This window comes from Pseudovibrio sp. W74, from assembly GCF_001623085.1.
Classification (GTDB): domain Bacteria; phylum Pseudomonadota; class Alphaproteobacteria; order Rhizobiales; family Stappiaceae; genus Pseudovibrio.
On record NZ_LMCJ01000017.1, the window covers coordinates 424018 to 450950 of the forward strand.

17 protein-coding genes are annotated in these 26933 nt (G+C 49.5%); 5 read left to right on the forward strand and 12 right to left on the reverse strand.

Features of this window, described 5'->3' with window-relative positions:
- Window positions 1-182: 182 nt before the first annotated feature.
- Window positions 183-1256 carry a TMAO reductase system periplasmic protein TorT gene (torT, locus tag PsW74_RS13290; protein WP_082830563.1) on the reverse strand — a complete coding sequence of 358 codons (1074 nt, stop codon included), beginning with the start codon at window positions 1254-1256 and terminating at the stop codon, window positions 183-185.
- Window positions 1257-1275: 19 nt separating this feature from the next.
- On the opposite strand from torT, the gene PsW74_RS13295 reads away from it, so the two are divergent.
- Window positions 1276-4122, forward strand: coding sequence for an ATP-binding protein (locus PsW74_RS13295; protein ID WP_063288973.1), 2847 nt, complete (start codon window positions 1276-1278; stop codon window positions 4120-4122).
- A gap of 12 nt (window positions 4123-4134) precedes the next feature.
- On the opposite strand, the gene PsW74_RS13300 is transcribed toward PsW74_RS13295, so the two are convergent.
- The gene (locus PsW74_RS13300) at window positions 4135-4848 is read right to left on the reverse strand and encodes a response regulator (protein WP_063288974.1); all 714 of its coding nucleotides are present in this window, start codon (window positions 4846-4848) and stop codon (window positions 4135-4137) included.
- A 152-nt stretch (window positions 4849-5000) separates the two neighbouring features.
- On the opposite strand from PsW74_RS13300, the gene PsW74_RS13305 reads away from it, so the two are divergent.
- Window positions 5001-7661, forward strand: coding sequence for a molybdopterin-dependent oxidoreductase (locus PsW74_RS13305; protein ID WP_063288975.1), 2661 nt, complete (start codon window positions 5001-5003; stop codon window positions 7659-7661).
- Between the two features lie 272 nt (window positions 7662-7933).
- Here the strand turns inward: PsW74_RS13305 and PsW74_RS13310 are convergent, their stop codons facing one another.
- The 6 genes from PsW74_RS13310 to PsW74_RS13335 form a co-directional block, all read right to left on the reverse strand.
- Entirely contained in the window at window positions 7934-9037 is a 1104-nt protein-coding gene (locus PsW74_RS13310; protein WP_208987970.1) for a hypothetical protein, read from the reverse strand.
- Between the two features lie 196 nt (window positions 9038-9233).
- Window positions 9234-9791, reverse strand: a complete 558-nt coding sequence (locus tag PsW74_RS13315) for a hypothetical protein (RefSeq protein WP_063288977.1) — start codon at window positions 9789-9791, stop codon at window positions 9234-9236.
- Between the two features lie 10 nt (window positions 9792-9801).
- Entirely contained in the window at window positions 9802-11193 is a 1392-nt protein-coding gene (locus PsW74_RS13320; protein WP_063288978.1) for an FAD-dependent oxidoreductase, read from the reverse strand.
- Window positions 11177-11995 (reverse strand): FTR1 family protein, encoded by an 819-nt coding sequence (locus tag PsW74_RS13325; RefSeq protein WP_063288979.1) that lies wholly within the window; start codon window positions 11993-11995, stop codon window positions 11177-11179. The genes PsW74_RS13320 and PsW74_RS13325 overlap by 17 nt, the downstream gene beginning before the upstream one ends.
- On the reverse strand, window positions 11995-15405 hold the full coding sequence (locus PsW74_RS13330) for a multiheme c-type cytochrome (RefSeq protein ID WP_082830564.1): 3411 nt from the start codon (window positions 15403-15405) through the stop codon (window positions 11995-11997). Before PsW74_RS13330 ends, PsW74_RS13325 begins: the two co-directional genes overlap by 1 nt.
- A gap of 142 nt (window positions 15406-15547) precedes the next feature.
- A complete protein-coding gene (locus tag PsW74_RS13335; protein ID WP_063288980.1) occupies window positions 15548-17581 on the reverse strand; it encodes a hypothetical protein in 2034 nt (677 codons plus the stop codon).
- A 505-nt stretch (window positions 17582-18086) separates the two neighbouring features.
- Between PsW74_RS13335 and PsW74_RS13340 the strand changes: the two genes are divergently transcribed.
- Window positions 18087-19235 (forward strand): iron-containing alcohol dehydrogenase, encoded by a 1149-nt coding sequence (locus tag PsW74_RS13340; protein WP_063288981.1) that lies wholly within the window; start codon window positions 18087-18089, stop codon window positions 19233-19235.
- 149 nt (window positions 19236-19384) lie between these two features.
- Window positions 19385-20341: an ornithine cyclodeaminase family protein gene (locus PsW74_RS13345; protein WP_063288982.1), complete on the forward strand. Its 957-nt coding sequence runs from the start codon at window positions 19385-19387 to the stop codon at window positions 20339-20341.
- Between the two features lie 21 nt (window positions 20342-20362).
- On the opposite strand, the gene PsW74_RS13350 is transcribed toward PsW74_RS13345, so the two are convergent.
- Window positions 20363-21199, reverse strand: coding sequence for a transglutaminase-like cysteine peptidase (locus tag PsW74_RS13350; RefSeq protein WP_208987971.1), 837 nt, complete (start codon window positions 21197-21199; stop codon window positions 20363-20365).
- Window positions 21200-21205: 6 nt separating this feature from the next.
- Entirely contained in the window at window positions 21206-22588 is a 1383-nt protein-coding gene (locus PsW74_RS13355; protein WP_208987972.1) for an HlyD family type I secretion periplasmic adaptor subunit, read from the reverse strand.
- Window positions 22589-22720: 132 nt separating this feature from the next.
- Between PsW74_RS13355 and PsW74_RS13360 the strand changes: the two genes are divergently transcribed.
- Window positions 22721-25060 (forward strand): type I secretion system permease/ATPase, encoded by a 2340-nt coding sequence (locus PsW74_RS13360; RefSeq protein WP_063288985.1) that lies wholly within the window; start codon window positions 22721-22723, stop codon window positions 25058-25060.
- A gap of 9 nt (window positions 25061-25069) precedes the next feature.
- Here PsW74_RS13360 and PsW74_RS13365 read toward each other — a convergent pair whose 3' ends face one another.
- The gene (locus tag PsW74_RS13365) at window positions 25070-25468 is read right to left on the reverse strand and encodes a hypothetical protein (protein ID WP_208987973.1); all 399 of its coding nucleotides are present in this window, start codon (window positions 25466-25468) and stop codon (window positions 25070-25072) included.
- Window positions 25469-25479: 11 nt separating this feature from the next.
- Window positions 25480-26907: a TolC family outer membrane protein gene (locus PsW74_RS13370; protein ID WP_063288987.1), complete on the reverse strand. Its 1428-nt coding sequence runs from the start codon at window positions 26905-26907 to the stop codon at window positions 25480-25482.
- Window positions 26908-26933 lie beyond the last annotated feature (26 nt).

The window sequence follows — 26933 nt, forward strand, 5'->3', positions numbered from 1 at the left end:
GAGACTTCTTCAAAGGAAGCTTAACAGGCCGCCCACTCAAGATAGCTATTGTTATAACTCCATGGCGCATCAGGCGTTGTTTCAGCTGGTGAAGTATATGCAGTCTGGAAGTGTTACATAACTTTCCAGCATAGTAATAGATACATATCATTGATAATGATCGAATACCGCATTTCTTACTCCTACCTAAAAGCTTCCGAAACAATAGCCCACTTGTCTGCTGGAAGGGTTTTGGGTGTCGTAATTTGAATTTTTGGGCCAACCTGCTTGTCTTCTAGAGAACCTGTCAGCAATTTTGTTGCTTGGTCGGCGGCGAGCCAGCCTTGGAGGACGGGGAAATCTACGACTGATGCTGCGATTTTGCCTGAGCGGAGGCCGCGTTTTACGGCGTGAGAGTAATAGGTTGCGTAGATCTTTGGCTTTGATGCACAGGGGATGAGATTGATGAGGGACATGGCAGCTTCTGCGGCAGGGGCGCTTCCAACGAGGATGTCGTTGGGGCCACACTCTGCAACAGCAGCTTCTACCTGCTGGAACTGATTGTGGTAGTCGCTGTCTGCTTCAAAGTTTTTGATGACGGTGATGCGATCAGACTTCAAACCTTCTCTAAGGCCTCTTTCTAAAATTGGAGCCCAACCAGAAGATGAGGGGCCTGACACCATTCTGACCGTAAACTGACGGCCTGGTCCTTTGGGCAAGTCGCTGACGATCTTCTTTCCCAGCATCTGCCCCATACGCTCCCAGGAAACAGCTATTTTTGCACTCAAATCAGGAGAGGCAAGATCGTTCACGAGGGCGATAACCGGTACTTGTTGGCTAGCCTTTGAAACAGCTTTAAGAAGTTTAGGCGCTTTTGCACTGACAGCACCAATTACAATTGCATCGTGTCCTTTGGAAACACAGGTGCGGATTTGTTCTACCTGACGGTCTAGATTTAGGTAGCCACCTGCTTCATGCCAATCAAAATTCAGCTGTAGTTGCTTTGCCTTCTCCTGAAATCCAGAGTGAACGCTTATCCAGTATTCATCTTTCATATGAGGAACGAGAACGCAAACGGAGAAGCCTTTTCCAGAAGCCTTGGAGGGAGTGTATGTAGCCGATTGGGCAGGGCTTGAAAAATCAAATGGTATTTTGTGGGCTTCAATAGGTAAATCAAAGTCCTGTGCTGTACTTTGGCCTACAAATGAGAGGAGGCACAGCAATAGTATTGCAGTTGCGATGATGCACTGGCCAAATTGAGTTACTGGAAACTTCATTGAATATCAGGAGCCTAAGGTGAGATTTGATAGACAGATTAAGCTGATCTTCTCAACACTTGCAGGGCTCTCCCTTCTTACCGCCATTCTGGCTTTTGGAAGTGTACTGTATCTGAGCCAAACCTATCAGGCGTTGATGCAAAGCAATATTCGTCTGACCACGGCGAGTGGTGCATTGGGGCGTTCATCAGAAACAGTGGCCCAGCTGTCTCGCGAATTTTCGCTTGCACAACATGAAGGTGAGATTATTCGCCTTGGCGGTGAGCTTGAAAGTGAAGCGGTTACCATACAGCAAAATCTGACCTCTGTTTCTGCTTTGGAGGCGACGAAGTTCAATACAACGGTTGTTCATGATAACGCACTAGCTCTTGTTAAAGAAACACAAAACCTTCTTGGGTTGTCCCGCCAAATCAAAGCGTTCGATGTCCGGCTACAAACCCTGAGCCGGGAGGGGCTTGAAGCACTGTCTGAACTGACAGTCATTGGTGATAATCTGGTTTCCAATGCGCGAGTGGGTGTTTCGATCGATATTACGTCTCTTTATGACCAGCAAAGTCAGGAAAAAAAAGAGCAGAAGCTTGATAAGCTGGTTGATGAAGATTTCTTTCTTTTGGAACGAATGATCGAATTCAGACAGGCCGCAATCACGCTTCAGAGCCTTTTGCAGACCGTACGCTTTTCCCTTGTTAAGGAGGAGCGCGAACAATTCCTGAGAGACGCAACTGCACAATTGAAGCGACTTGAAGGGCGCGCCTTGCTCATTCGCGGTCCGGATTGGGCCGATCAGGTTGAGCGACGATTGAGTGAACTCAATGAAATTTTCTCTCCCTCTGAACTTACAGAGATTCTGATGGGTGAGATCGATTTGCGGCAAAAGGCGCTCAATACAAGTAGAAGCGTGAGCATCAGGTCTCAGGAGCTATCCCGCAGTTTGGGATCACTGATTGTTCTCAATCAGGAATACGCAGAAAGCCAACAAAAGAGCCTGAGCTATAAGGTGGAATGGATCCTGATTGGCTTTTCGGGCCTTGTGCTGATTGTGCTTGGCATCGCAGCTTCCATATTCATTTTTGCCAATAGAAGAATTGTTGCTCGTTTGCGATCCATCGCTTCTGGAATTGTTGCACTTGCGAGAGATGATTTCACGCAGGCGATTCACAGAACCTCCCGAGATGATCTTGGGGGACTGGAGCGTGCGGTGGAAATTCTCTACGGCAAGGTACGTCATAACCATCAGTTGAAGTTAGACCTGCAAACGAGCAAACGAGAGCTGGAAGACAAAGTTGAAGAACGCACCCAGCAGTACTTAGAGGAAGCTCGACAAAGTGATGAAGCCCGGGCGCAGGCGGAGCAGGCAACACGGTCTAAATCTGAATTTCTTGCAGTGATGAGCCATGAGATCCGAACACCGCTGAATGGTGTAATTGGCATGCTGCGCCTTATCGAACATGACGTATCTGATCCAATCAAAGGTCGCATGACTATCGCACGAAAATCTGCGCAAGATCTTCTGGCGATTGCTAATGATCTGCTGAACTACGAGCGATATCGAGAAGAGCGCGTTGATATCAACAAACTACACTTTTCGCTGGATGACTTTATTGCGCAGGTGGCTGATCTGGCAAAAACGGATGCGATAGAGAAAGGTCTACACCTAGATATCAAAATCTCTCCGCTCGTACCACGCGTTGTCTTTGGGGATGCGTCCAAATTGAGGCAGATATTGATTAACCTGCTTTCCAATGCAGTCAAGTACACTGAGTCTGGCCGGATTTTTTGGGAGATAGATCAACGACCCGGTGAAGAAGAAGGCACATTCCTACTCATCTTCTCAATTACAGATACTGGCATCGGCATTGCAGCGGACCAGCTGGAGCACATCTTCGATGTTTATGAGCATCAACCAAACAGCTACGGCAATAAACGCTTCAGCGCAGGGTTAGGGCTTACAGTTTGCCGCCGTTTAACCGAAGCGCTTTCGGGTATTCTGACCGTTGAAAGCGAGCCTGAAGTCGGCTCTTGTTTTAAACTGATCGTGCCTGTTGAAGAAGGAGCACTTTCAGAAATTGCCAGTGATCAGGAGAATGAGATTGATCAAAATTTGGGGCTGAGCGTGCTGGTCGTAGAAGACCACTCTGTCAGCCGCATGGTTGCCCGTGGCTATCTGGAAAAGATGGGATGTGAAGTCACCGAAGCGCAAGATGGAACTGCAGCTTTGAAGGCTTATGAGGAAAAGCCGTTTGATGCTGTGCTGCTTGATCTGGACCTGCCTGATATCACTGGTGTTGAAACCGCCCGCAGAATGCATGAGCTTACAAGCGCCAATCAAAAACTCCCTCGATTGATTGCGGTTACTGCTCACAAACTCAGAGATATGAGTGCTCTGGAAGCAGCAAATATCAAGCAGTTTGTTCAAAAACCGATATCTCCGAGCAATCTTGTCGCGACTCTTCAAAACGTCAGTTCAGATAAACTGCTCTCAGAAGATATTGGTGACGCAGCTCCTTCTATCGATGCCGTGAAAACCGGTCTGATTGAGGACATTGGATACATGGGCGAGGACAATGTTATGGCCATTCTTGCCGACTTCTTCGCGAAGACACCCCAGGATGTTGAAGAGCTAAAGCAAGCTTTCGCAGCTGGTGACATGAAGATGTTAGCGCATCTCGCTCACCGCTTGAAAGGAGCTGTTTCCAACTTCAATCTTACTCGAAGCGTGCAATTACTTGGAGATCTTGAAATGATGGCCGGGGATCTATCTGCCGATCAAATCAAGCTTACTCCGGTATTGTCAGGGCTGGATGAGGAGCTGAGCCATTTACAGGAGACGGCTTTACATCTCGGTCTTAGACCCTTTGAAGATTGAGCTTCTGGTTGCTTATGGATCATCCCCAATGAACAAATAACCCTCTCCATGAACGGTAATAATATGCTCTGGGTGAGGTGGATCTTGTTCTATTTTACGCCTCAAGCGGCCAACAAGCACATCAACGATACGAGTGTCAGACACGAATTGTCGATGCGTCACGGATTGGAGGAGACGTGACCGGGAGAGGACTTGCCCTGAATGCTGAGTGAAGGCATTTAACAGCTCAAACTCGCCGCGTGTCAGAACAACAGCTGTTCCATCTTCCTGTACGATCCGCCGGCGTTTGGGATCAAAAGTCCAGCTACCAAACATCGTACATGGCTCAAGTTGCCGTGCCTGTGTTTTGCGGTGCAGCCCCACACGATAAAGCAGCACTTTCACTCTGGCCAACAACTCGCGTGCATCAAATGGCTTGGTTACATAATCATCCGCGCCCATCTCGAGGCCGATAATCCGGTCGACCTGATCGCTGCGGCTTGTCAGCAGAATTATCGCAATATCAGACTGGGCACGTTGCTCGCGCGTAATCTGCAAGCCATCTTTTCCATCAAGATTGATATCAACGAGCAGCAAGTCCGGATTGTCTCGTTCGATAATCCTTTCCATCTGATCAGCGTCTTCTGCTTCGCTCACAGTGTACCGCTGCTGACGTAACAACGCGCCCAGGCGCTTGCGAGTCACCAAATCATCTTCAACAATCACGATATGAAAAGTGTCAGTCATGAGAGGACTTTACCGAACTCATTCTGATTACGATAGGCGGATTTACATTCTGTTACAAAATCGAACCATCCATTCATGAGCTGCGTGGGACCTGTTCAATCAAATTTGCGATGCTTTTGAAAACACAGTCATTCAAATCGTAGGGAAGAAAAATGACTACTTTCAACGTCAGTCGCCGGTCAGTTCTCAAAGGTGGTTCTGCTCTGTTTGCATCAAGCTTGCTCAGCAGTTCCGCATTGGCTTCAATTGATCCAAATTCTCACAGCCGCCGCGTGTTCCATGCAACGCACTACGGTCCGTTCGAGGCCATTGTAAGAGATGGCAAGATCTCTGGCATGGCGCCAATGATCGAACTGGATGCTCGTCCCACTGAAATGCTGACATACGGTGTGATTGACCGGACCTATGATAAGACCCGAGTTCTTTATCCAATGGTGCGTAAATCCTATCTGGAAGGTTGGGAGAGTGGCGAAATCAGACCAGAGCTACGCGGCAAGGAAGAGTTTGTCCGTGTTGATTGGGACACGGCTCTCCGTCTCACTTCCAAAGCTATTCTTGACACCATCGAGCACTATGGCAACGAAGGTATCTTCTCTTCATCTTACGGTGGCTGGTCCCATGCGGGTGTGATGCGGCCAAACGTATTGCAAGGTCGCTTCTTCAATCTGTTCGGTGGTTGCTCCATGACCGCAGGCGATTACTCCGGTGGCGCCTCTCAGATCAGCCTGCCGCATGTGATTGGCGACATGGAAGTGTATTCCGCACAAACTTCCTGGGAAGTCATCCGGGATGAAACCGAGATCTTCCTGCTTGTTGGCTGTGATCCGATTAAAAACAACCGTGTTGAATTCCGTGTTGCTGACCATGGCATGTATGCACATTGGGAAGAAATTCGCGACAACGGTGTGAAGTTCATCTCCATCAACCCGCAGCGCACAGCATCTGATGAATTCTTCGATGCGGAATGGCTCAAGATCATTCCAAACACAGATGTCGCCCTGTTCAACGCCATGTCTTACCACGTGGTGAAAAAGGATCTGCACGACAAAGCCTATCTTGCAAAATACGCAGAAGGCTCAGACAAGTTCATCGACTACCTGATGGGTACAGACGATGGCGTTGAAAAATCACCTGAATGGGCTTCCTCTATAACAGGTATTTCTGCTGATAAAATCAGAGAGCTTGCAGAACTCTTCGCTTCCAAGAAAGTCGAAATTGCCGGTGCATGGTCACTGCAGCGTGCTCACCATGGTGAAATGACACACTGGGCGATCATTAACTTTGCAGCACTGACTGGGAAAATCGGTAAGCCGGGTCAAGGCGTTGGTTTCTCCTGGCATTACGGCAATGGCGGTATGCCAACCTCTGGTAAATCGACACCATCCGGCTTGGCTCAAGGCCGCAATTTGGTCAGCGCAATTTGCCCGGCATCTCGTATTTCTGAAATGCTGAAGAACCCAGGTAAAGAGTTCACGCACAACGGTTCTGTGCGCACGTTCCCAACTGTTAAGATGATCTATAACGCTGGTAACAACTTCATGTCTCACCAGCAGGATACAAACGAACTGATCAATGCACTTCAGACAGTGAATACAGTTGTTTGTCAGGACCCTTGGTGGTGCGCATCCACACGTTGGTCAGACATTGTGTTGCCTGCATCTACGTCTCTTGAGCGTGATGACATCACATCCGGCGGCACTTACTCAAATGACCGCGTTTACGCCATGAAAAAGGTGATTGAGCCACTTGGTGAGAGCCTGAGCGATTACGAGATCTTCGCCCGCCTCGCTGAGAACTTTGTGCTCGACACTCAGTTTACTGAGAGCCTTGAATACATGGAACACATCAAAGCGGCCTACGCACGCAGTTCTGCGACCGAGAGCTTTGAAGAGTTCTGGGAAAAAGGCTATGCACGGATGGATGTCCCTGTAGAAGCTCGCAAATGGGTTCGTCATGGCGATTTCTATGAGGATCCAGAAGGACATCCACTGCACACGACGTCTGGCAAGGTAGAAATGTTCTGTAAGAGCATTGCTGAAATGGAGCTGGATGACTGCCCTGGCATGCCTGTGTGGATGGAACCTGCAGAGTATCTTGGCAACGCCAAGGAAGGCCAGCTGCATGTAGTGAGCCCGCACCCATGGTATCGCTTGCACTCACAGATGGGCAACTCCGAGCGCCTGCGTGAACTTTACATGGTGCAAGGCCGCGAACCTGTCCGCATTAGCGCTAAGGATGCAGAGGAACGCGGTATTGCTGATGGTGACTTGGTAGAGCTTTACAATGATCGCGGAACCGTGATCGCTGGCGCGGTGGTTTCCGATGAAATTATGCCGGGTGTTGTCTCAATCTATGAAGGTGGCTGGCCGCAAGTCGATTCCAAAGGTCGTTGTAACTCTGGATTGATCAACTTTGTAACCTCGTCCCGGCGCTCAAGTGGTCTCAGTCAGGCAACCACAGCAAACACCTGTCTGGTATCCTTGCGCAAATGTGAAGATCCTGAAGGTCCAAATCGTGCCTATGAACCACCTGCAATTCTAGAGGACATGACTTTCTCCGCGGTAACAGAAGAAGCAGTGAATTCTGATCGCATCGATGGTCTTGTGGAAGCTCTTTACGCAGACATGAGTGAAGGTGAAAAACTCTTCTATCAACGCTGCACCGTGTGCCACGGCCCTCGTGACCCATCCCAATTCACACAGCTCCAGTGGAAAGGCATCACCCAATCCATGTTCCCACGCGCAGGACTAGAAGACACAGAAAAAGCCCAAGTCCTAGACTTCCTCCTCAAAAACGCAAAGGATGCCGGTTAGGTTTTAGAGCAAATCGTGAAAGGAAAAAAGGTCGGAGTTTCTCTGGCCTTTTTTGGATAACGACGAGACAGATGCAAGCGATTATTCTCAGAGAGCCAGTACAAACCAATCAATTCGAGAAGCCTAACGCGAGTTTTGTAATCATCGAGAGCTCTATAATTTATACTAAAATAAGAAATTTCAATAAAAAATCAATTATATACATAGAAAACAACCCAGCCAACACTGTCGCGGACAGTACTAACTAAAGCAAAGGAAAATTGGCTAAAGCGTCAACGGCACCACGTCTGCAAACCCAACGTTTTTTCAACGGACATTCTTGCCACAAACGTTTTTTCTGAGTTGCACCACACATTGCTCATGGGCCGAGACCTAACCAATTTCCAGATTGGTCCATGCCTTTGGCTTTGCAAACTAGCTTCCACACTGTCAGAAAAGAACGCATCGTGAATCTTATGTTGTGGCAATGAGGCTCGAAGAAAGAAAACGCCTCTATTTGTAACAAGAGTTCCGGTTGGTTGTTGTCCTAAAAAGTCTGCTGCTTGCTTGAGAGGTGAGATAGCTACGGGCTTGATTAGAAATTGCGGCCAGATGCCAAGCTGCAAAGTGATGACAAGAACCAAAGCAGGTTTTGCCCACTTGCCAGAAGAATTCACCAACCAAATCATCAGCAAAATTGCAGGTAGGAGCACGTGGCGGAGGTTTTCGGGGTTTTGGGCAAGTAGTGTCCAGAGTACGGCAGCAGCTGCTGCTATCAGCAAGGGTGTGAGCTTGGGGCGGGTTAGGAAAGCAAGGGCAGCTATGAGGAGAAGTAAGAGCAAGCTTGCGAGAGCTATGGGTTCTTTTTCAAAGGCATCCAACCAGCCTTCACGTTCGAAGGTTTGCTCAAACGATGTGTTACCCCAAACAGTGAAATGACCTTCGGTGAACCGCAGCGCTTCAATCAAGTAAGCCTCGCCTTCCAGCAGGAATACTCCTCCGAAGAACACGAGCAGTATGCCCGCACTTGCTATAAAGAGCTTTGTGCGGGCATCTTTTTTCAAATACCATTCAGTGATTAAGGCCAGAGCAACTGGAACAATGAAAGATGGCCGGCAGGCTAGGGCAAACCCTGCAAAGCACCCTGCCCTGATGTGTTTGCCTCTACCCATAAAAGCCAAGGCTGCAAGAAAGAATGCAATACCTGTTGCATCACTCATCATACTTAATGCGACAAGCGGAAGGAAAGGCTGCGTCAAAACTGCGAAGAAGGCCAGCAGCACACCTCTATGAGATACTCCCCAGGCTTGGGTAGTCCATGCTGCAAGAGGAGGTAAAGACAGTGCAGAAAATAGGCTCAGGTAGAAGACTGCTTGCTTCGCACTCAAGCCGATCAAAACAAGCAGTTTGCTCAGCACTATAAATCCCGGATACCCCGGAAAATGTGGCCTGAACTCAAGCACACTGAAGCGAACTGTGCCATTAACAAAGAAATAGGCGTCATCACTTGGGATGCTTGGTGTGTGGCGGAGCAACCAAATGGACAAAGTCACGTAGCAAAAGAGAGCAGCGCCCCAGCCAAGTCGCAACATACTAGTTTGCCAACGCCTTTAAGACGTCCTCAACAGCTGCATTGTAAGCGGCAGGATCTGCCTCACGCTTACCCACCCCAAAAACACCAGGGTTTCCGATGGCTTCAAGTGCTTGACGGAGGCTTTGATCTGCTGCTTGACGTCGCTTGCCTGGTAACTCCCCGGCCATGGCATCGAAGAATCGTTTTGATTTGACAACAAGAACTTTAGCGGTCTGGTAGTCTTTCAAGTTTTCGGAACCGGCTTGCAAACGACGAGTAATCTCCGCAACAAAAAGGCGATTGATAGCAACTGCGATTGTCGCTGTATCTTGAGAGGTTAAGGCCCTTTCAAATGCTTCAGAGAGCCCGCTGTCATAATCAGTCGTCAAATAGGCAAGTTCCTCGGAGATCTCGTTGGCGGCTAACTTCGCTGCTTCAAAGTCTCCGGCGTTCACAGCTTTATAGATGGCTTCCCGCGCATCAATCAGAGGCTCTTTACCAGCAGCAGCATAAGAGTAAGCATGCGCCTGACCAGTAATAAGCAAAGACATAAGCAATGCGTAAAATATTCTCACCACGACTGGTCTCCTAAGCCACACTTTCCGTTTCTATAACGGTTCTTTCACTACGATGCTCATAGATGGTAGAGCGCTGATCCTTTTCGCTAATCAACGCATCAGCAGCCATCTGCCCCATCTCCATAGAGGTGTCTGTGAAGATGTAGCGGAAGGTACCTTGCCGCCCACACTGGATCAGATTTTCAAACTGATTGAGGTGGGCAATTGCGTTTGCACGTTTCTTCTCATATCCCACTGTCATCAGCGGATAGGCCTGCCGCTGGTAAGATGAGAAGTACTCGCCTGTGGCTGCTGCGCTATTGATGCCAAGTTTTTTCAATACATCACACGCTTGAGTAAACATCTGTTGGTTGTCCATCTCCCACAGTTCGCTCCCCGGGTCGCATGGGATCTCTAACATTGCAGAGGTGTGCCCCTTGGGAGCCATGAACGGCGAGCGTCGTTTTGGCTCCTGCAATCGCGTTGCTATTATGTCGGGATCTGACAGATACTGCCATGTGCAGTCTGAGAGGTTGTCCATTTCAAGAGGCATATTAAAGAACCGCAATCCTCTGAACGCTAACGCACTTTCGCCACCTGTCATGTTCACCATGTAAGGCAAGGAGAGCGTGGAGAGCACAGCATCTGCCGGGTAGGAAGAGCCCCCTGCTTTCACGGCACTAATTCTATTTGACGCGAAGTCAAAACCATCGACAGCTGCATCAAAGACAATCTCGCCGCCAAGCGCTTCAACCTTTTGGGCCATGCGCTCAAAAATGGCACCAAATCCATGCTTAGGGTAGCGATAGCTTCTGGCATAGGTACGAGGGGTGTCGTTCCCAATTGGCAAAAGGCGTTTGGCAACATCTTTCAAGTCCAACAGACTTATGCGCTGACCAGCCCAGTCTGCGGACAGGTCGACCGGATCAATACCCCAGAGTTTAGCTGTGTATCCTTCAAAGAAATTTTTGTAGAGCGTCTTACCAAACCGACTGGTGATCCATGTTGCGAAGTTATCGTCCTTGGGCTTACCGAATGGCAGAAGTGCTAAGTCTTTTACCGCACCAATCAATAATGAGGTTGGCGCAGTTTTCAGGATGTTGCTCATTGCTAATGGATAATCGTAGGTACGATCCTGAAAGCGAATGACGCTTTTGCGTTGGCTGGTCAACAGGTCATCGCCAACCAGCTCTTCAACCAGTTTTAGCAATTGCGCGTTGTGAGTGATAAAGCGGTGGCCGCCGTAGTCAAAGCGATAGGTCCCATGGCGACCTTCAAACGTTGTTGTACCGCTTTGGCCCCCCTCTTTTGAAGCCTTTTCAAGCACGGTGACCTGAATACCAGCCTCCAGCAAGCGGATTGCTGCTGTCAGACTAGCAGGCCCCGCCCCCAACACCAAAACATGTTCAGGCTTTTTGAGCATAGCCGCGGCTCCAGAAACTCAGGAATAGTCCAAGGTAAAGTACCCAACTGGTAAATTGGATCAGCGTTGGAGACGCGTTATATCCGAACAGCGCCCGCATGAAAGTGCCAAAGGTGCCCTGATCATCTAAAATAAACGAGATGTTGAAGATCTGCTCTACCAAAATCGGAACAACATCAATCGCCTGCAGCATATTGATGGCAGACGAGAACAATCCGGCTGCGATGATGATGATCAGCAAGCTGGTGTACTTGAAGAATGGAGCAATCGGAACTTCGCGGGTGCCGCGCATCATAATCCAAACCAGCAGGATGGATGCAACAAGACCGATAGTTGCCCCAATCAGACCGTTCTCCAATGTCACGCCCTGCCCTGAATACATGAGAGCAGAGAAAAACAATACGGTCTCAAACCCTTCTCGCAGCACCGCAATGAACGCAAGAAACACCATGCCCCACAGGTTGCCCGAGGAGATGTGGAATTCCAGTTTCTTTTTTACATGGTCGACCTGTGCCTTGGCCTGTTTATGCATCCAGATCGCCATGTAGCTCAGCACCAGCGTGGCGAAAAGTAGAATGAAGATCATCAGCAGGTGCTGATAGTGTTGATTGGAAAACTGGTCAATCAACACCTGGAAAACAAAGGCCAACGCCAGTGATACGATCAACCCAAGTACAACACCAAGATAGACGTATTTATTGAAATGCCGCACGCCAAGTTTGTGCATGTAAGACAGGATGATGCCTACCAACAGAAAGGCTTCCAGCCCTTCGCGAAATGTGATCAGAAAACTGGCAAACATTATGGCCGCTCCAGTGTTTGAGTAAGTTCAGCCATAACAACAGCTTCTGGATTTGGTAGATCTGGGTAGGATTGGCGTACTGCATCGGTCACCCACTGCGGATAGATGCGGAACATCATCTTTACTTCCACGCTGAGCGGATAAGTAGCTTCTTTTGGCAATGCAAAGGCTTCATCCCGGTAACCATTCGCTGGGATCTTGGTATCTTTCAGCATTTTTTCATAACGCCAGAAGAGCAGGCCGACGGGCTTGCCATCCTTGTCGCCAAAGACCTTCTGGAACATACGAGCATCGGTTGGTACGACGCCCTTATCATCCATCTTGCCATCTTCCAGAACAACCTTGCCACTTGCGTCTTTCACGGTCACATCCAGCCAAAGCTGACGAAAGTCAGCAACGCCGGTTGGTAAGGCATGCCCTGCTCCGACATTTTTGACACGAACGATCAGTTTCCCGCTTTCGTCGATGTAGCTTTCCAACTCAGCAGCAGTTCGCAAAAGCTCAATGCTCATGTCTGAGAGCTTCTTATTGCGCAGGCCGACAAGATGGTGATTGGCACCCGTGAACTGGTGTGTCACCACATTCTCTTTCACCTTGCCCCCATCTGTAGAAATGCCCGGGACATTCTCACCGATCTTTTGCACGTCAGCCATCATGTGACAGCTGATGCAAGTGCGGTTCTTGGAGGGATCTGCTGGATTGTTGTAGGAGGATTTTTCCCACTCACCGTAGGTGTTCACGATGACACTACCTGTGCCTGGAGCCACCTCATTATGGCAGGTGCTACACAGAGCAGAATCCTTGTAAAATGGCTGAGAGTACGACTCGGCATGCACTTCGGGCTTGGCGTTGATCTGACGGTTACCCACCCAGTGCAGCAGTGCGTTGTCGTTGTCTTCAAAGATATACTTTTCTCTATCTTTCACATTGACGGTAAAGCTGGCGTTGGTGCCTGCCGTCTGCCCCATAGCTGCTTCAATACGAGTGATACGATGGCAGAATAAGCAGCCCGTGCCTTCATCTGAATCCGGTACGCCCGTCTCAAGGGCTTCAAAGAGACTGGCGCCGCCTTTCTCAAACATATGTCCTTCTTGCGGAACCGCCTTTGGCTCGGTGAACTGTTCTTGCGGCTCATGACAACCAAGACACCATTTGCCGAAGTCCTTACCTTCCGTCTGTTCTGCAACGGATTTCACGACCATGAAGTATGGGTTAGATTCTCCCATCAGACGGTGGTTTGAATCTGCCCATTGCTCAAACATGTCAGAATGGCAGGACGCACAGGCGGCTGAGTTCACCCAATCTTTCTCATGTAGAATCTTACGATCATCATCAAGGCGTATCCAACTTGCATTCAGCGGTAAGTTTCCACGTGACGTGATGAAAGCTTGCAGAGCCTCCATGTCGCGTTTGACCGGTTCTGACGGTTCATCCGGATTGATCTGCAAGGCTCCATCACGGTCGTCATGGCCCATACCACCTTGCGTCTTTTGCATGATGCGCAAGTAGTCGCCGATGAAGTTACCGGAGATCATATTGTTTAAGTTGTCGTGACCAATCGTGGCACGGTCAAACTTTTTGGTTGGTGTGGATCGGTAAAGATAGCCATTGGTGAAGTTGAAGCCATCCACATGGCAACTCTGACAACTCATCCAAAAGTCACCAGTGATCGGCGTTAGTTTGGAATCATCCGTGTTGCCGCTGTTGAAAAGGGTTTTACCTCGGCGTAGCTTGGCCTCAACCGGATCGCTCTGCACTAGTGGAGCTGGAGCTTGCCCACCCAGAGTGACGCGCGCAAACGGGCCGTCCCCACCTCTCTTCAGCGCTACGAAATCAAGTGTCATTGCGTTTTGCACGAAGATGTCCTGCCCCGAAACGACTAACCCACGCGGATTGTTGCCCGGAATGTGGCGAAAGATCTGCATGACCTTTGCCCCACCTTGGTTCAGTTTGCCCTTGCGGCGCGCTCTGCGCTTCTTCTTGCTGGTCAGGGCTGTTCTGCGTGTCAGATCAAAGACCATCAAGTCTTCGCTTCCAGCCAATGTAACGTAAACTTTTTTACCGTCCTCGGAGAATTCAGCATCATGAGGGTTTGAAACAATGCGAGTGCGATTGTTGGTATCGATAATATTGATTTGCTTGAAGAGGTGCTTGCGGCGCTCAGCAACTTCTTTCTCTTGCCCTTGTTCAAGCCTCAACAATGAGACACTCGGAAACACGGTGGATTGAAACTGGAAAGGATGATCAAAGTTCCAAAGAACGTGTGGCAACCAGGCCTCGCTCTCATCCGGGCTTACTGCAATATCATCCAGAATGCGCGGGACACCTTGCGAAACAGCTTCGTCGTTGTCCTGAGTTTCAGCCAAACTGATCGTCTTCAGAAATGTAAGCTTAGCCCCTGAGGTATCCCAAATGGAGACCTTGCCAACCATGGCATGCGTTACGATCAGACGACCATCACTGAGCAAAGCAAGACCACGCGGGGTCTCTTCGCTGTCGATTTCCTGAGTGATGCCTTGTCTCGGATCAACTGCAATGATCTTGTGCGCTTCAAACAATGAAACCCAGAACAGGTTGTTGATCTTGTCATAGATAATGCCAAATGGACGATAGTCAGTCTTGAACTCAGAGAGAACTTTGCTTGTGTTCAGATCAATGAAAACCACACGGTCACCCGTGTAGTCCGTTACACCTGCAATATGCTGTTTTTCATCCAACGCGATGCGGCGTAGCTCACCACCGATCTTGATCTCTTGCAGCACTTTGTTAGAGCTGCGGTCAACAACAGTGACACTGCCTGCATCAAAGTTTGCTGAGATGAGTTTTGTGCCCTCACTACTGAGAACAAGGGAGCTACTTTCAACGGCAGCATAAGCTGGCACCATGAGTGCGACCAGCGCCAGAAGAAACGGGAAGATCCAAGCTGCAACCTTAACCATCGAATAGCGCTTGGCATGGTGAAACACCAATAACGAAACCGGCAGTGCTGGAACCAGATGGAGCCAATATGCGACCCGCCCCATCATGTTGCCGCGATTGCCAAAAAACGCGAGATAAATGCCACTGAGAACCAACAGTACCAGGGCAATCTCAATCATCTGGCCTGTTCTACGAAGAAACGGGCGTCCGTTCTTCTTGATCAAGTCACGATGAGAAAACCAGAATGGAAGAACAAACAATGGAAAGAGGATAAGGGAGACAATGAAATGGATGGCAAGTGAAGGTTGGATGAGCTGCCAAGGAAGGCCAACAACATCCCACAGCATCAACCCACTGATAGTGAGGAAGTAAAGCACAAACTCAGCATGTTTGCTCTTGTAACCGAGACGCTTCCAGAACAATTCTATTGCGCTGGGTTGTGCTGGCTTAGGTCCGTTGACCGGACCGCTATTCTTGCTTGCATCATCCATGACTGCGGATCGATTCTTCGTCAGATTATTATAATTGTTGTCTCTATAGCCAAATGCGAATGCTTCGCATTTGACTTAGGTTAACAGGCAGAAGAAGCCGGGATGTTTTACACCCAGGCTGTTTCAAATCGCGGTAAACTACTTATTTTGCAGCAAAAACTTTGACCTTACCGGCCATCACCATAGCTGTGCCAGCCTGCACAATTTGCGGAACACCATCTGCATCCGTGTCCAGATCTTCACTACCAGCTACAACGTTTTCACCACTGTCTCCCAGCCATTCAGCAAGCTGCATGCCCTCAGTCACATTGCGACCGTTGATGACAGTGCGGAACCAACTTTCATATCGGTGCGTCAGGCTTGCCAGATCCAATAGAGGTTCATTCTCGCCTTCACTGTTGCGCAGAATAAGCATTGCACTACGCAGTCCAGCACTGATTGCAGCAGCGGTGTATGGTGTGTGCTCAGTTGGTTGGCCTGGCACAGCAGCGTATGTGCCAATCGTCTTGTCATACATCTTCGCTTCAATGGTCAGGAACAGCTTACGTGCTGCTTCTTTGTAGCTCTCATCCTTTGTTGCAAGGAATGCCGAGGTTAACCCATGAACAACAGCGAACTGCGTACCCAGGCTTTGCTCTGTGCTCGCGCCCTTGCCAATCTCAAACCCATCAACTGCGAGGCCATTTTCAGAGATCAAATTCTTCAGAATAAAATCTGCCTGCGCTTTAATCAGTTCGAGCGCCCGCTTGCCGCGTGCAGTTTCCAGGCTCTCACCCGCATCAGCGGAGGCATAACCAACGGCTAGTGCATCCTGAGAACGCTGAAAAATGTTCAGGGCCTGAAGAGTATATGCCGCATCATAAGTGGTAACTTTGGAGCCCTGCTTGCCATCATAACGATCAACCAGAGTGCCCGCTTCTTTGTTGAAGTGCAGCGCATCAAGGTTTTTGAAAGTAGCGTTTGTGAGAACACCTGCAGCGGAGAAGACATCATCAGAAGCAATGTCATTCACCAGATCATTGTCTTTGTTCAGGTCAGCAGCTGCAGCAAATGGTGCACCGTCAAACACGGCGATAAAAGCCGGGTTCTGGTTTGTGTTTGCAGTACGTTGGTCGCTATATGCGTAAATCTCAGAAAGCGGCCACAACATCAACCATGTGTCATGCAGAGTGGATGCTCCGTCAATGACTTCTAAAGACCCGATGGCTTTCACGGCGTTCTCGGTCTTTTCAGTCACAGCGACCTTGCGTGGGAACCAGATTGGGCCCTGTGCTGGATCATAAGACGCGGTCAGCTTTGCGCCAAGCATCTTACCGTCATAACCAAACTGATCACGTAGTGTTATTAGACGGTCATTGAGAATTTCAGTTAGAATAACGCCGTTGAAACCATCTGCCGTGGATACCCCGAGCGCATGTACACCATCCTGATCCATGACGGAACTTTCGGCCTCAACTTCCAGATCCTCTGCTATTGTGTGCATACCGCCGAGGAAATCCTGTGCCCACATGACATCCTTCAGCATGATGCCTGCCGCAGCTCCGGGATTGAAAGACTTGTCCATGCCTTCCTCTTTCCAGGAGAGCGAAGCATAATCGCGGAAGTACGCCGGAATATCGATTTTTACTGTTTTAGATTTTCCGTGAGCGGTCAGAATATCCGCCTCATCGCTGGAGACGACAGAACCGTCAATTGCCTGACCAAATTCAGGAAGCGCTGAGATGTATGGGAAGGTGATCGGGTACATGTTGAGCGGAATTTCTTCCACTGGGAAGGCAACAGATCCGGCCAGTTCAATCACGCGCTTACCAAGGCTTTCAAGTGAACCGCCGCGTGCTTTGTTTAGTGGACCGTTTACGATATGCGGGCCCATCTTGGACTGATAATTGACCGCATACATAGCCTCCTCAGAGTATTCATAACTCTCAATGCCGGCTGCGTAATCAAAAGCGGTTGGCTGATTGACGAGATTTGGGTCAAGAACATCAAGATCCAGCCCCAGACCTTCCGCTAAAGGTTCGCCAGAAAGCTCAAACTCTGTGTAAGCCAGAAAACCACCCGCTGGATCAAAAGTTTTGTCTAAAACCTCGACTTTAACTTCAGTAGAACCTGCAAGAGCTGCAGAGCTGATTGCCACTGCTGATACGAATGATAGAAGTGCCGTTTTATTCAACATGCTTAAACTCGGAATCTCTTTTGAGGGGATAGCCCAACATGAGCAAACTTCCCCTATCCCCCTCCAATGCAATAGGATCACCAGGGCAAAACTGGCGCCCTCTCGCAATTGAGAATGATTTGCAATCCGAGAATTAGAAAACAGAACATCTTTCGCAAATGACAAAAGTCAAATATGATTTAAATATTCATGTTTTATAATTATTCAAAAAATCAATATGTTATATGGATAGTGACTACGCTGCATATTCTAACTATTTGCACATTTCACCATTCTCAAAGTCAAAACAACTCGTTAAGTCCTAAAGAGCACTGTCTATAAACAATACAGGGCGAAGAGCGGCATTCCATGCATAAGGGAACACAGGAAGGAACTCTCAACAACCTGTCCAGTCTCTTTCATCATTCAACAAATTATTTAAGTGAATTAGTTTCACTTCGGCCCTTCAAACCCGAGAAAAGTGCATTAAGTTCGGTATGCACAATTCAATTGTCCGGGCAATCAAATGAAATTCAATTATCAAAACCCAACTAAGCTTTTGTTTGGTCAAGGGAAAATATCGGAAATTAGGGATCAGATCCCGACTGGAAGCCGCATTTTGTTGGCCTATGGTGGTGGATCGATCAAAGCGAACGGTGTTTACGAGCAAGCGTTAAGCGCGCTTGAAGGTTTCACCGTGGTTGAATTTTCTGGCATCGAAGCCAACCCACACTTCGAAACCCTAGAAAAAGCCGTAGAGCTGGTGAAAGAACAAGATCTGGACTTCATCCTCGCAGTTGGGGGAGGATCTGTTGTCGACGGCTGTAAGTTTGTAGCAGCAGCTGCACACTATGACGGAGATCACTGGGACATTCCAAGCGGTAAACATCGCATTCAAAAGGCAACACCGCTCGCCTCTGTATTGACTCTTCCTGCAACAGGCTCTGAGTCCAACGGTAACTCAGTCATCACCCGCAAGTCGACAGGTGAAAAACTCGCTTTTGGCTCTCCTCTTGTTTTCCCTGTGTTCTCGGTTCTCGATCCAGACACCATGAAAACACTGCCAGAACGCCAACTCAGGAACGGGTTGATCGATGCCTTCGTGCATGTCTGCGAGCAATATTTGACCTTCCCGACCGGCGCATTGGTACAGGATGGGTATGCGGAAGCATTGCTGCGAACGCTCGTTCAACTGGGCAAGAGCTATCCCGAGCGCGATACTGATGAATGGCGCGCAAATCTGATGTACGCAGCAAACCAGGGCTTAAATGGCCTCATCTCATCTGGTGTGCCGCAAGATTGGGCAACACACCAGATTGGACATGAGCTGACCGCGTGTTTCGGCATTGACCACGCCCAAACACTGTCCATCATTCAGCCAAGCCTCTTGCGCAGCCAGATTGAATTGAAGCGCGCAAAACTGGAGCAAATGGGAACAACAGTGTTCTCACTTCCTCCATCTGAAGATCTGGCTGAAAAGACGATTGATGCGATCGAAGAGTTTTACCAACAACTGGCCATGCCAATTCGTCTGTCAGATGCCAACATTACGGATCAAAACGACATCGACACGCTCATGCACATCATCGAGAGCCGCGACTTTTTAAAAGCCATCGGTGAGCATGGAAAGATCACGCCGAATGTGATCAAAGACATCGTGTACTCAGCACGCTGAGCCCAAAGACTGCCCGCCGCACAAACGGCGGGCTTTTTTGTGCATACAACCCGTTTCTCGCGAAAACTCAAGTGACAAACACATCCGTCGCCCGCTAATCCTGTGAGATATCAGAGCATCCTTTCGCAAATTATAAGGGAGAAACGGGTATGTTACAGTTATCCGATACCCAAACTAAAAACGCCCTGCCCTTCCGGCCACTGGTCGAGGCTTTGAGAACAATGTTCAAAGAAGGCTGCGAAATGCCGGTTCGGCACCATCACACCATGGGCGTGCCGGATAAAGCAGATGCCACCTTACTGCTCATGCCTGCTTGGCAATCAGGTGCCTATTTCGGCGTAAAACTCGCAAGCGTTTTTCCAAGTAATGCAGATGCCGGTCTTCCTGCAGTCTCCGCCACTTATCTGCTCTCCGACGGCAAGACTGGTGCACCGTTAGCGTTGGTTGATGGCGGCGAGCTTACAGCGCGTCGCACAGCGGCAGCCTCTGCCCTTGCTGCTGATTACCTTGCTCGCAAAAACGCAACATCCCTGACAATGGTCGGCACGGGCCGTCTCTCCGCAAACCTCATTGAGGCGCATTGTACAACAAGACAGATTGAAACTGTAACCCTCTGGGGCCGGAACTTCGATAAGGCCAAGGACAATGCGCAAGAACTAAGCGCAAAACTTGGCGTCAAGGTTGTAGCAGAGCAATCCCTTCACAGAGCTGTTGAGCAGGCTGATATCGTTTCCGTTGCAACACTGTCTAATGATCCCCTCATACAAGGTGAATGGTTGTCCGATGGCTGTCATCTTGATCTTGTGGGCGGGTTCACTCCAAACATGCGCGAGGCTGATGATGCGGCGATCTCCCGCTCACGAGTTTTTGTCGACACCCGCGCAGGTGCGATGAAAGAAGCCGGAGACCTGACCATCCCGCTTGCAAATGGCACGTTGAAGCCTGAGGATGTTCAAGCTGATCTTTACGATCTCACCAGAGGCAGCAACATTGGCAGAGCAAGTGAAAACGAGATTACGTTCTTCAAATCAGTTGGAGCTGCATTAGAGGACTTGGCAGGAGCAATCCTTGCCTATGAGAACTCAAAAGAGTTGCTAAACGCATAGACAAATCCTCGCTCAGCACGGTTATCCATTCCTGTGCTGAGCCCAAAACCGTTGCCGCATCTCTGCTGTCCTGAAGTGTGTAAAGTGCAGATCCCGCTGCATGGACACCAATGGCTGATAATGAAGCAGTTCGATCTCCTTGGTCGCAACAGGCCTCAAACTATCCAGTACATAACACGCACCTTGAAACTGAACCGTGGTCACTGCATGTATGACTTGTCTTCTGCTATCCTTCACCACAACAACTCGCAGATCCGTTTCTTCATAGCCCAGCGCTAACAAACTGAAATACTTGGCAATCGCGTAGTCCTCACAATCACCTCGCAAGCCCAGAAACTGCAAAGGCGCGCGCCAAACGTCCGCCTGCCCAGCGGCAACCGCTTGAGGATCGTATCCGGCACTTTCATTGATGTAAGAGTTGAGCAGCGAAAGCTGCCGCAGTGATTTATTGTTCCCGACACCCCGGACAATGCGTGACCAATAATCAACGGAGCCTGCACACCGCAGATTTCCGGCAAAGCACTCTTTCAAGGAGGCCAGTTGTTGGTCGCATTCAGGCAGTACGGCCTGCCATTTCCTGAAAGCCCGGCTGTTACCACCACTAATTTCAACCGAACCAAACAACCCAAAGCTTTCCCTCTTCTTTGTAGCGTTTGGCCCCGTAAACCTCATTAGGGAAAACAGACGGCGGCGGCGCACTTTGCTCTGATAGCTGAACCGCAGATTATGAGCTTGCGCAGTGGACATGCTGGCCACAATACCAGTCAGAAAAGCGGCTTTGACCACCATCCCTACAAAGCTTCGTCGCAACAAACCACGTTTTCTACGGTGCTTGCCCCGGTATTCCGGAAGAGCCATAACGCATTACCGTTCTCTTAGCGCCTCCTCACGTGCACGATTAACTGGCTTAAGAATGTAAGAAAGCACACTCTTTTCTCCAGTGAGTATATCGACGGAGGCGACCATCCCCGGAAGGATGGGAAGACTCTTGTTGCGACTTTCTAACTCCGTTTGTTTCGTTTTGATAATTACGGAGTAAAACTGCTCACGAGTATTTTCGTCGTAAACAGTGTCTGCAGAAATTCCCTCAACTTGCCCATCCAGTCCGCCATAAATGGAAAAATCATAAGCGCTGAGCTTAACAAGTGCCTGCTGTCCTTGGTGAATAAAGGCAATATCCTGAGGTTTGACCTTCGCCTCAACAAGCAAAACATCTTCAACGGGCACGATGGTCATAAGCTGCTGAGAAGGTGAAGCCACGCCGCCAATTGTGCTCACATCAATCGTGTTGACGATGCCATCCATGGGCGCGCGAATATCTGCGCGATCGACCTTATCACCAGCCCCTTTGGAAGCTTCTGCAATAACATCCAGCTGAGCCTGCACCTCGCTCAGCTCTGCGCGTGCTGCCTGCCGGAACTTGGTGTAAACACCTTCAATTTCCTGCTCAGCCTCCTCAACAGCCGCCTGCAAACGCCCTGCTGTAACCTGAAGCGTATTGACCTGCCCTTCCAGATCACCAATCTCACGCTGAAGTTTGAGCATATCCGTACGCGGAATGATCTGCTTTTCAGCAAGTGGCGCTTTCAACTCTTTTTCTTCATTTGCAAGGCGCAATAAATCAAGAACCTTCCGTCTCTGGTTCTCAGAAGCTTCAAGTTCCGCCATACGCTGTGCAACGCGCGAACGATTGATTGCAATCTGGCCCTTCAATCCTTCCAGATTGGCTTGAAAAAGAGACAGCTCCGAAGCAACAATCTGCTGAGCATTCTCGCGATAGTGGTCACTATAAGCTAGCTCTTCCCCACGCTCCGGCCAGACGGACTGAAAATCCAACCGTTCACGAGCGATCTCCAGTGCCAGTTGTTTTGCCACCAGTTCACCCAGGTTGGAAGAAAAGCCCGTATCATCCAAGCGGATCAGGACATCTCCCTTACTGACGAGGTCACCCGTTTTCACAAGCACTTCTTTAACAATCCCACCTTCAAGGCTTTGAATAACCTGTATCTTCGCAGATGGAATGATACGTCCGTCTCCACGGGTAACTTCTTCCAGCTGCGCCCAACCGGCCCAAAGGACGAACGAAATCAAAAGCAATCCGATCATCAGGACCAATAAGCGCGTGCGTGCAAACACGGCATTTTCCAAACCAATTGATACCTGAGCAGCACCACGCGGAAGCCGTGTGATTTCAGATCCAAGCCTCATCCAGTTTTTGACCCGTTCCATCAGATGCAATAGGCGCAAAGATAATCCCCCTAGAAACTCCCCAACAAGTTCCAGAGGCACGCGACCAGCCGGAATCAAGTTATCCTTACCAAAGGTAACTCTCCTTGGTTTCTCTGAATACTACGGGGATCTATTGCGGAGAATTGCAGGTTGGAACTGACAAAAACGGCCGAGCCGAAAACAAGAAAAGAAAAGACGCCACCTTCCGTAAACGAGGAAGACACAACGACGACTAAAATATCTTCCACGCATGAAGAGAGTGACCCAGTCATCGAAGCCTCAGTTTCGACAGTTACGTCAGATAAAAATCAAGATGTAAAACGGGAACCTGAAAACACAAAATCTGCAGAGGACGCGACATCAAACGCTCAACTGTCAGATTTAATCGAGATTGATCCACTGCGGGGATGTCTCGAAATTCTGCTGGTTCAACACAACATGCCAGCAAATTCAGAAAACCTCATCGCAGGTCTTCCCCTGGAGAAGGGCAAACTCACTGCTGACTTGCTACAAAAAGCTCTCAAACGCGCTGGCTTTTCGACCAAGGCTTTCCATCAGAAAGTCACAGATCTCTCCTCACTTTTGTTTCCTGCAGTTTTACTCCTCAAGTCCGGTGGTGCATTGGTCATTCTGGAAAAGTACGATGAGAAATCCTATGCAGTCGCCCTCCCGCATGCAGATGGCGGCGCCGTTCTGGCTAAGGTGGATGAGCTTCAGGCGCTCTGCAGCGGAGAAATCATTGTTGCAAAGCCCTTCTACAAACCAGAAGGTTCACAGGAGCAAACAGCTAAGGAAGACAATTCCCATTGGTTTTTCAGTGGCATTAGAGCCGTTGCACGAGACTACGCTTTCGTTGCGCTTGCTGCAGCCTTCATCAACTTGCTAGCGCTGGCCTCACCGCTCTTCACCATGAACGTATATGACCGTGTCTTACCCAACTCGGCCTTCCCTACACTCTGGGTTCTCACTCTTGGCGTAGCGGGCGCGTTATTATTTGACCTGCTGTTGAAGTCACTGCGTGCTTCCTTAATCTATTTTGCAGGCAAACGAGCTGATCTGATAATTTCCTCCAGACTGTTTGATCAGGCAATGCACTTGAAAATGGCGCATCGCCCTGCAAGCACTGCAGGCTTCCTCAACGAAATGCGTGAGTTCGAAACCATCCGCGAGTTCATGACGTCAGCAACAATCGCTGCCATCACAGACCTTGCCTTCCTCGGTATGTTCCTAGGCCTGATCTGGTATATCGGTGGCCCCATGGTTTATCCGCTTCTTGCAGCAATCATGAGCGTGGTCACAATTGGACTGCTGATGCAGTTCCCTCTCAAAAGAGCCGTGGAAGCAACAGTTGCTGATGCTACGCTGCGAAATGCACTGCTGGTAGAAAGTCTCTACGGCTTGGAGACAATCAAACTCCAACGCGCAGAAGGACAGCTTCTTGGCAAATGGGAGAGTGCCACAGCCGCAGCAGCCTCAGCGCAAAACAAAGTTAGATCGCTTTCTACCTGGGCTTTAAACCTAACGGGCTTTTTGCAGCAACTCACCACAGTCGCACTTCTGGTCACAGGCGCATATCTGTTCTCAGAAAAGCTTATCTCCATGGGCGGCATTGTCGCCTGTGTGATCCTTGGGGGACGAGCTGTTGCCCCACTAGCAACACTTTCCAGCTTTCTCGCACGGTTCCAACAGGTCAAAGCCGCTTACAAAAGACTGGATGCCATCAATCAGTTGCCGCGAGAAACACCATGGGCCTCCAGGCATCTGAGCAAAACCATTGATCACGCTCAGGTTTCTCTAAAGAATATGAGTTTCACCTATCCGCAGGCTGCAGAGCCAACATTGAAAAACCTGAACCTATCCATTTCTGCAGGAGAACGCATCGCCATACTCGGCCCTGTCGGCTCTGGCAAATCCACTCTGGGCCGAATATTGAGCGGTCTTTATTCTCCAGAGTCAGGAAGTTACGCCATCGATACTTTAGACCATCAGCAATTTGCACCCACGGAACTGCGAAGATCCATATGTTACATCGGGCAGGATGCTAGCCTTTTCTCTGGATCCATCAGAGACAACATCAAATTAGGTCGCCCTGAAGCCTCAGATGCAGAGCTGGTCAAAGCAAGTGAGCTTTCCGGAGCATTGGAGTTTATCGATGCTCATCCGCACGGATTTGCCAGATTGATTGAGGAAGGTGGCCGTGATCTATCATCCGGGCAAAGACAAAAGCTCATCCTGGCCAGAGCATTCATGGGCACCCCAAAACTACTGTATCTGGATGAACCAACAGGCATGATGGATGGCCAGACCGAACAGCAGTTCATCAATGCCCTCTCATCCTCGGTCACCCCGCAGCAAACGCTGATCATTGCCACACACCGCACAGCACCACTTTCTCTGGTCGATAGGCTGATTATTCTGGATAAGGGCCGTATTCTCGCTGATGGCCCAAAGGAAAAAGTCATCCAGATCCTTTCAAAAGGAACTGGATGACCTGAGGACTTAGTACTCTCTCATGTATTCGCGAAAACAAAGACAGCGATTGACGGCTTCATCATCCCAAACCGCATCTTTCATGTAGCCAATGGCAACTCCACACCAGTCTCTTGTTTCCAACGCCCAATCAAATCGCAACTGCACGATTGAGCTGTGCTGCGCAGAGACAACAACGGTATTTGCCTCCTCAAAATAATCACGTACCCGAACAGAAATTTCGCTGTGCAGCTCCTCAGGGTGTCGAAGATTGAAGTTGTAGCACACACCACCGCGATAATAATCAGAGGTCGCAACGGCAAGGTCCGCGCTGACAGCATCCCCAGCCCAAACCGAAAGAGGCATGGCAGCCCCCCAGATGAGGAGTGCAGGACCGCTCATGCCCGTTGCAAATTTAAGTCTGCCCAAAATCCCCTCCCTCATTGTTTCGGTTTAGGCATGGCAACAGGTGTCCCACGCGCCCACTGAGCTGAAACGCCTGGCAACACTTTCCCCGGCAGCCAGCCCTCTGTTTCCTCATCATCCCGTACTTTGCGATAGCCCGCTTCAGCTTGGGCAGGAGGTTGAACATCAAACGATTCCAGCAAACCGCCCATTGCTGCCAGCAATCGGTAGTTGGCAAAGGTTTGCGCATAGCGGGCAGAAATCTCGGAGACTTCAGTAAAAAAGACTGTGTTTTGTGTATCCAAAACATCCAGCAGAGTTCGTTGTCCAACGGTGAATTGGCCTTCATATGAAATGAGAAGCTGTTGTGATGCTGAAAGCTGTTTTTTTATGATTGCAAGCTGCTTGGAAAGCTCAATACGCCGGATCCAGGAAGCGCGTGTTTCCCGCTCAACTTCACGAAAAGCCCGCGCCGTTCTCATCCGTGCCTCACCTGCCCGCTCAACCTGCTCAGCACGCCTGTTCTTCGTGATGTTGCCATTAAAGAGGTTCCAACGCATGACAACCAGCGCTGTTGCTTGATTATTGACGCCGGGAAATCCGTTCAGGTTCTCGCCAACACGCGAGGAAAGCTCCAGATCCAATCTTGGATAATAGTCTGCCTCTGCAATCTTAATCTGCGCATTCGCAGCATCTACATCGGCTTTACGCAACGCAATCAGTGGATTGTTCCGCCGTGCTACATTCAACACATCAGGAAGCGTACCAGGAATGCGTCGTGAAACACTGGGGACGCCCCCCAAGCGTCCTACTGGCTTGCCCACCACCTCAATAAACGTGGCTTCAGCAAGTTCAAGCTCTTCAACAACCTCCTGTAATGCAAGTCGTGCAGCAAACACCCGTTCACTTGCCTGTTGAACGTCTGCAACGGAGACAACCCCGCGAGACAAACCTGCCCGCATATCCGAGGCCACTTTGGAGTGATAAGCAATATTGCGTTGAGCAGACTGTTTCACTTCAAAAAGACGGGAAACTTCCACATAGGCACGCACCGCACTCAGACCGATGAACTCAGACCGCTCCCAAACTCTGAAAGACGTGGCATCCAGACGAGCTCTCTGACGTTCAATCTCATAGGTCGTCGCAAATCCATCAAAAAGCTTTTGCCGACCTGTCGCTCTCACTTCATAAGGACCATAGAAGAACTGATCCCGCTGACGGGTAAAACTGCGATCAGCCCATTCGGCACCCCCACGAAATTCAAGATCAAGACGCGGCAACCATTCGCCTTTTGCTTGTTTTAGCTCAAAGCCAATCGCATTGCGGTCAAAAACCGCTTCTCCAATTTCAGGATTGCTATAGACAGTAAGGTTAACTGCATCTCTGAGAGACATCGCGTGGCCTGCTCCGCTCAACAAGCCAACGGCAGCAACGCCAAGAATAAGTGGCGCAAACAACTTCATACACACGCCCTCTACGCAATACTTGA

Excerpts from the sequence above, each read along its gene's own strand:
- torT (WP_082830563.1), bottom strand. The coding sequence starts at position 1,256 with ATGAAGTTTCCAGTAACTCAATTTGGCCAGTGCATCATCGCAACTGCA.
- PsW74_RS13300 (WP_063288974.1), bottom strand. The coding sequence starts at position 4,848 with ATGACTGACACTTTTCATATCGTGATTGTTGAAGATGATTTGGTGACT.
- PsW74_RS13305 (WP_063288975.1), top strand. The coding sequence starts at position 5,001 with ATGACTACTTTCAACGTCAGTCGCCGGTCAGTTCTCAAAGGTGGTTCT.
- PsW74_RS13320 (WP_063288978.1), bottom strand. The coding sequence starts at position 11,193 with ATGCTCAAAAAGCCTGAACATGTTTTGGTGTTGGGGGCGGGGCCTGCT.
- PsW74_RS13325 (WP_063288979.1), bottom strand. The coding sequence starts at position 11,995 with ATGTTTGCCAGTTTTCTGATCACATTTCGCGAAGGGCTGGAAGCCTTT.
- PsW74_RS13330 (WP_082830564.1), bottom strand. The coding sequence starts at position 15,405 with ATGGATGATGCAAGCAAGAATAGCGGTCCGGTCAACGGACCTAAGCCA.
- PsW74_RS13335 (WP_063288980.1), bottom strand. The coding sequence starts at position 17,581 with ATGTTGAATAAAACGGCACTTCTATCATTCGTATCAGCAGTGGCAATC.
- PsW74_RS13340 (WP_063288981.1), top strand. The coding sequence starts at position 18,087 with ATGAAATTCAATTATCAAAACCCAACTAAGCTTTTGTTTGGTCAAGGG.
- PsW74_RS13345 (WP_063288982.1), top strand. The coding sequence starts at position 19,385 with ATGTTACAGTTATCCGATACCCAAACTAAAAACGCCCTGCCCTTCCGG.
- PsW74_RS13350 (WP_208987971.1), bottom strand. The coding sequence starts at position 21,199 with ATGGCTCTTCCGGAATACCGGGGCAAGCACCGTAGAAAACGTGGTTTG.
- PsW74_RS13370 (WP_063288987.1), bottom strand. The coding sequence starts at position 26,907 with ATGAAGTTGTTTGCGCCACTTATTCTTGGCGTTGCTGCCGTTGGCTTG.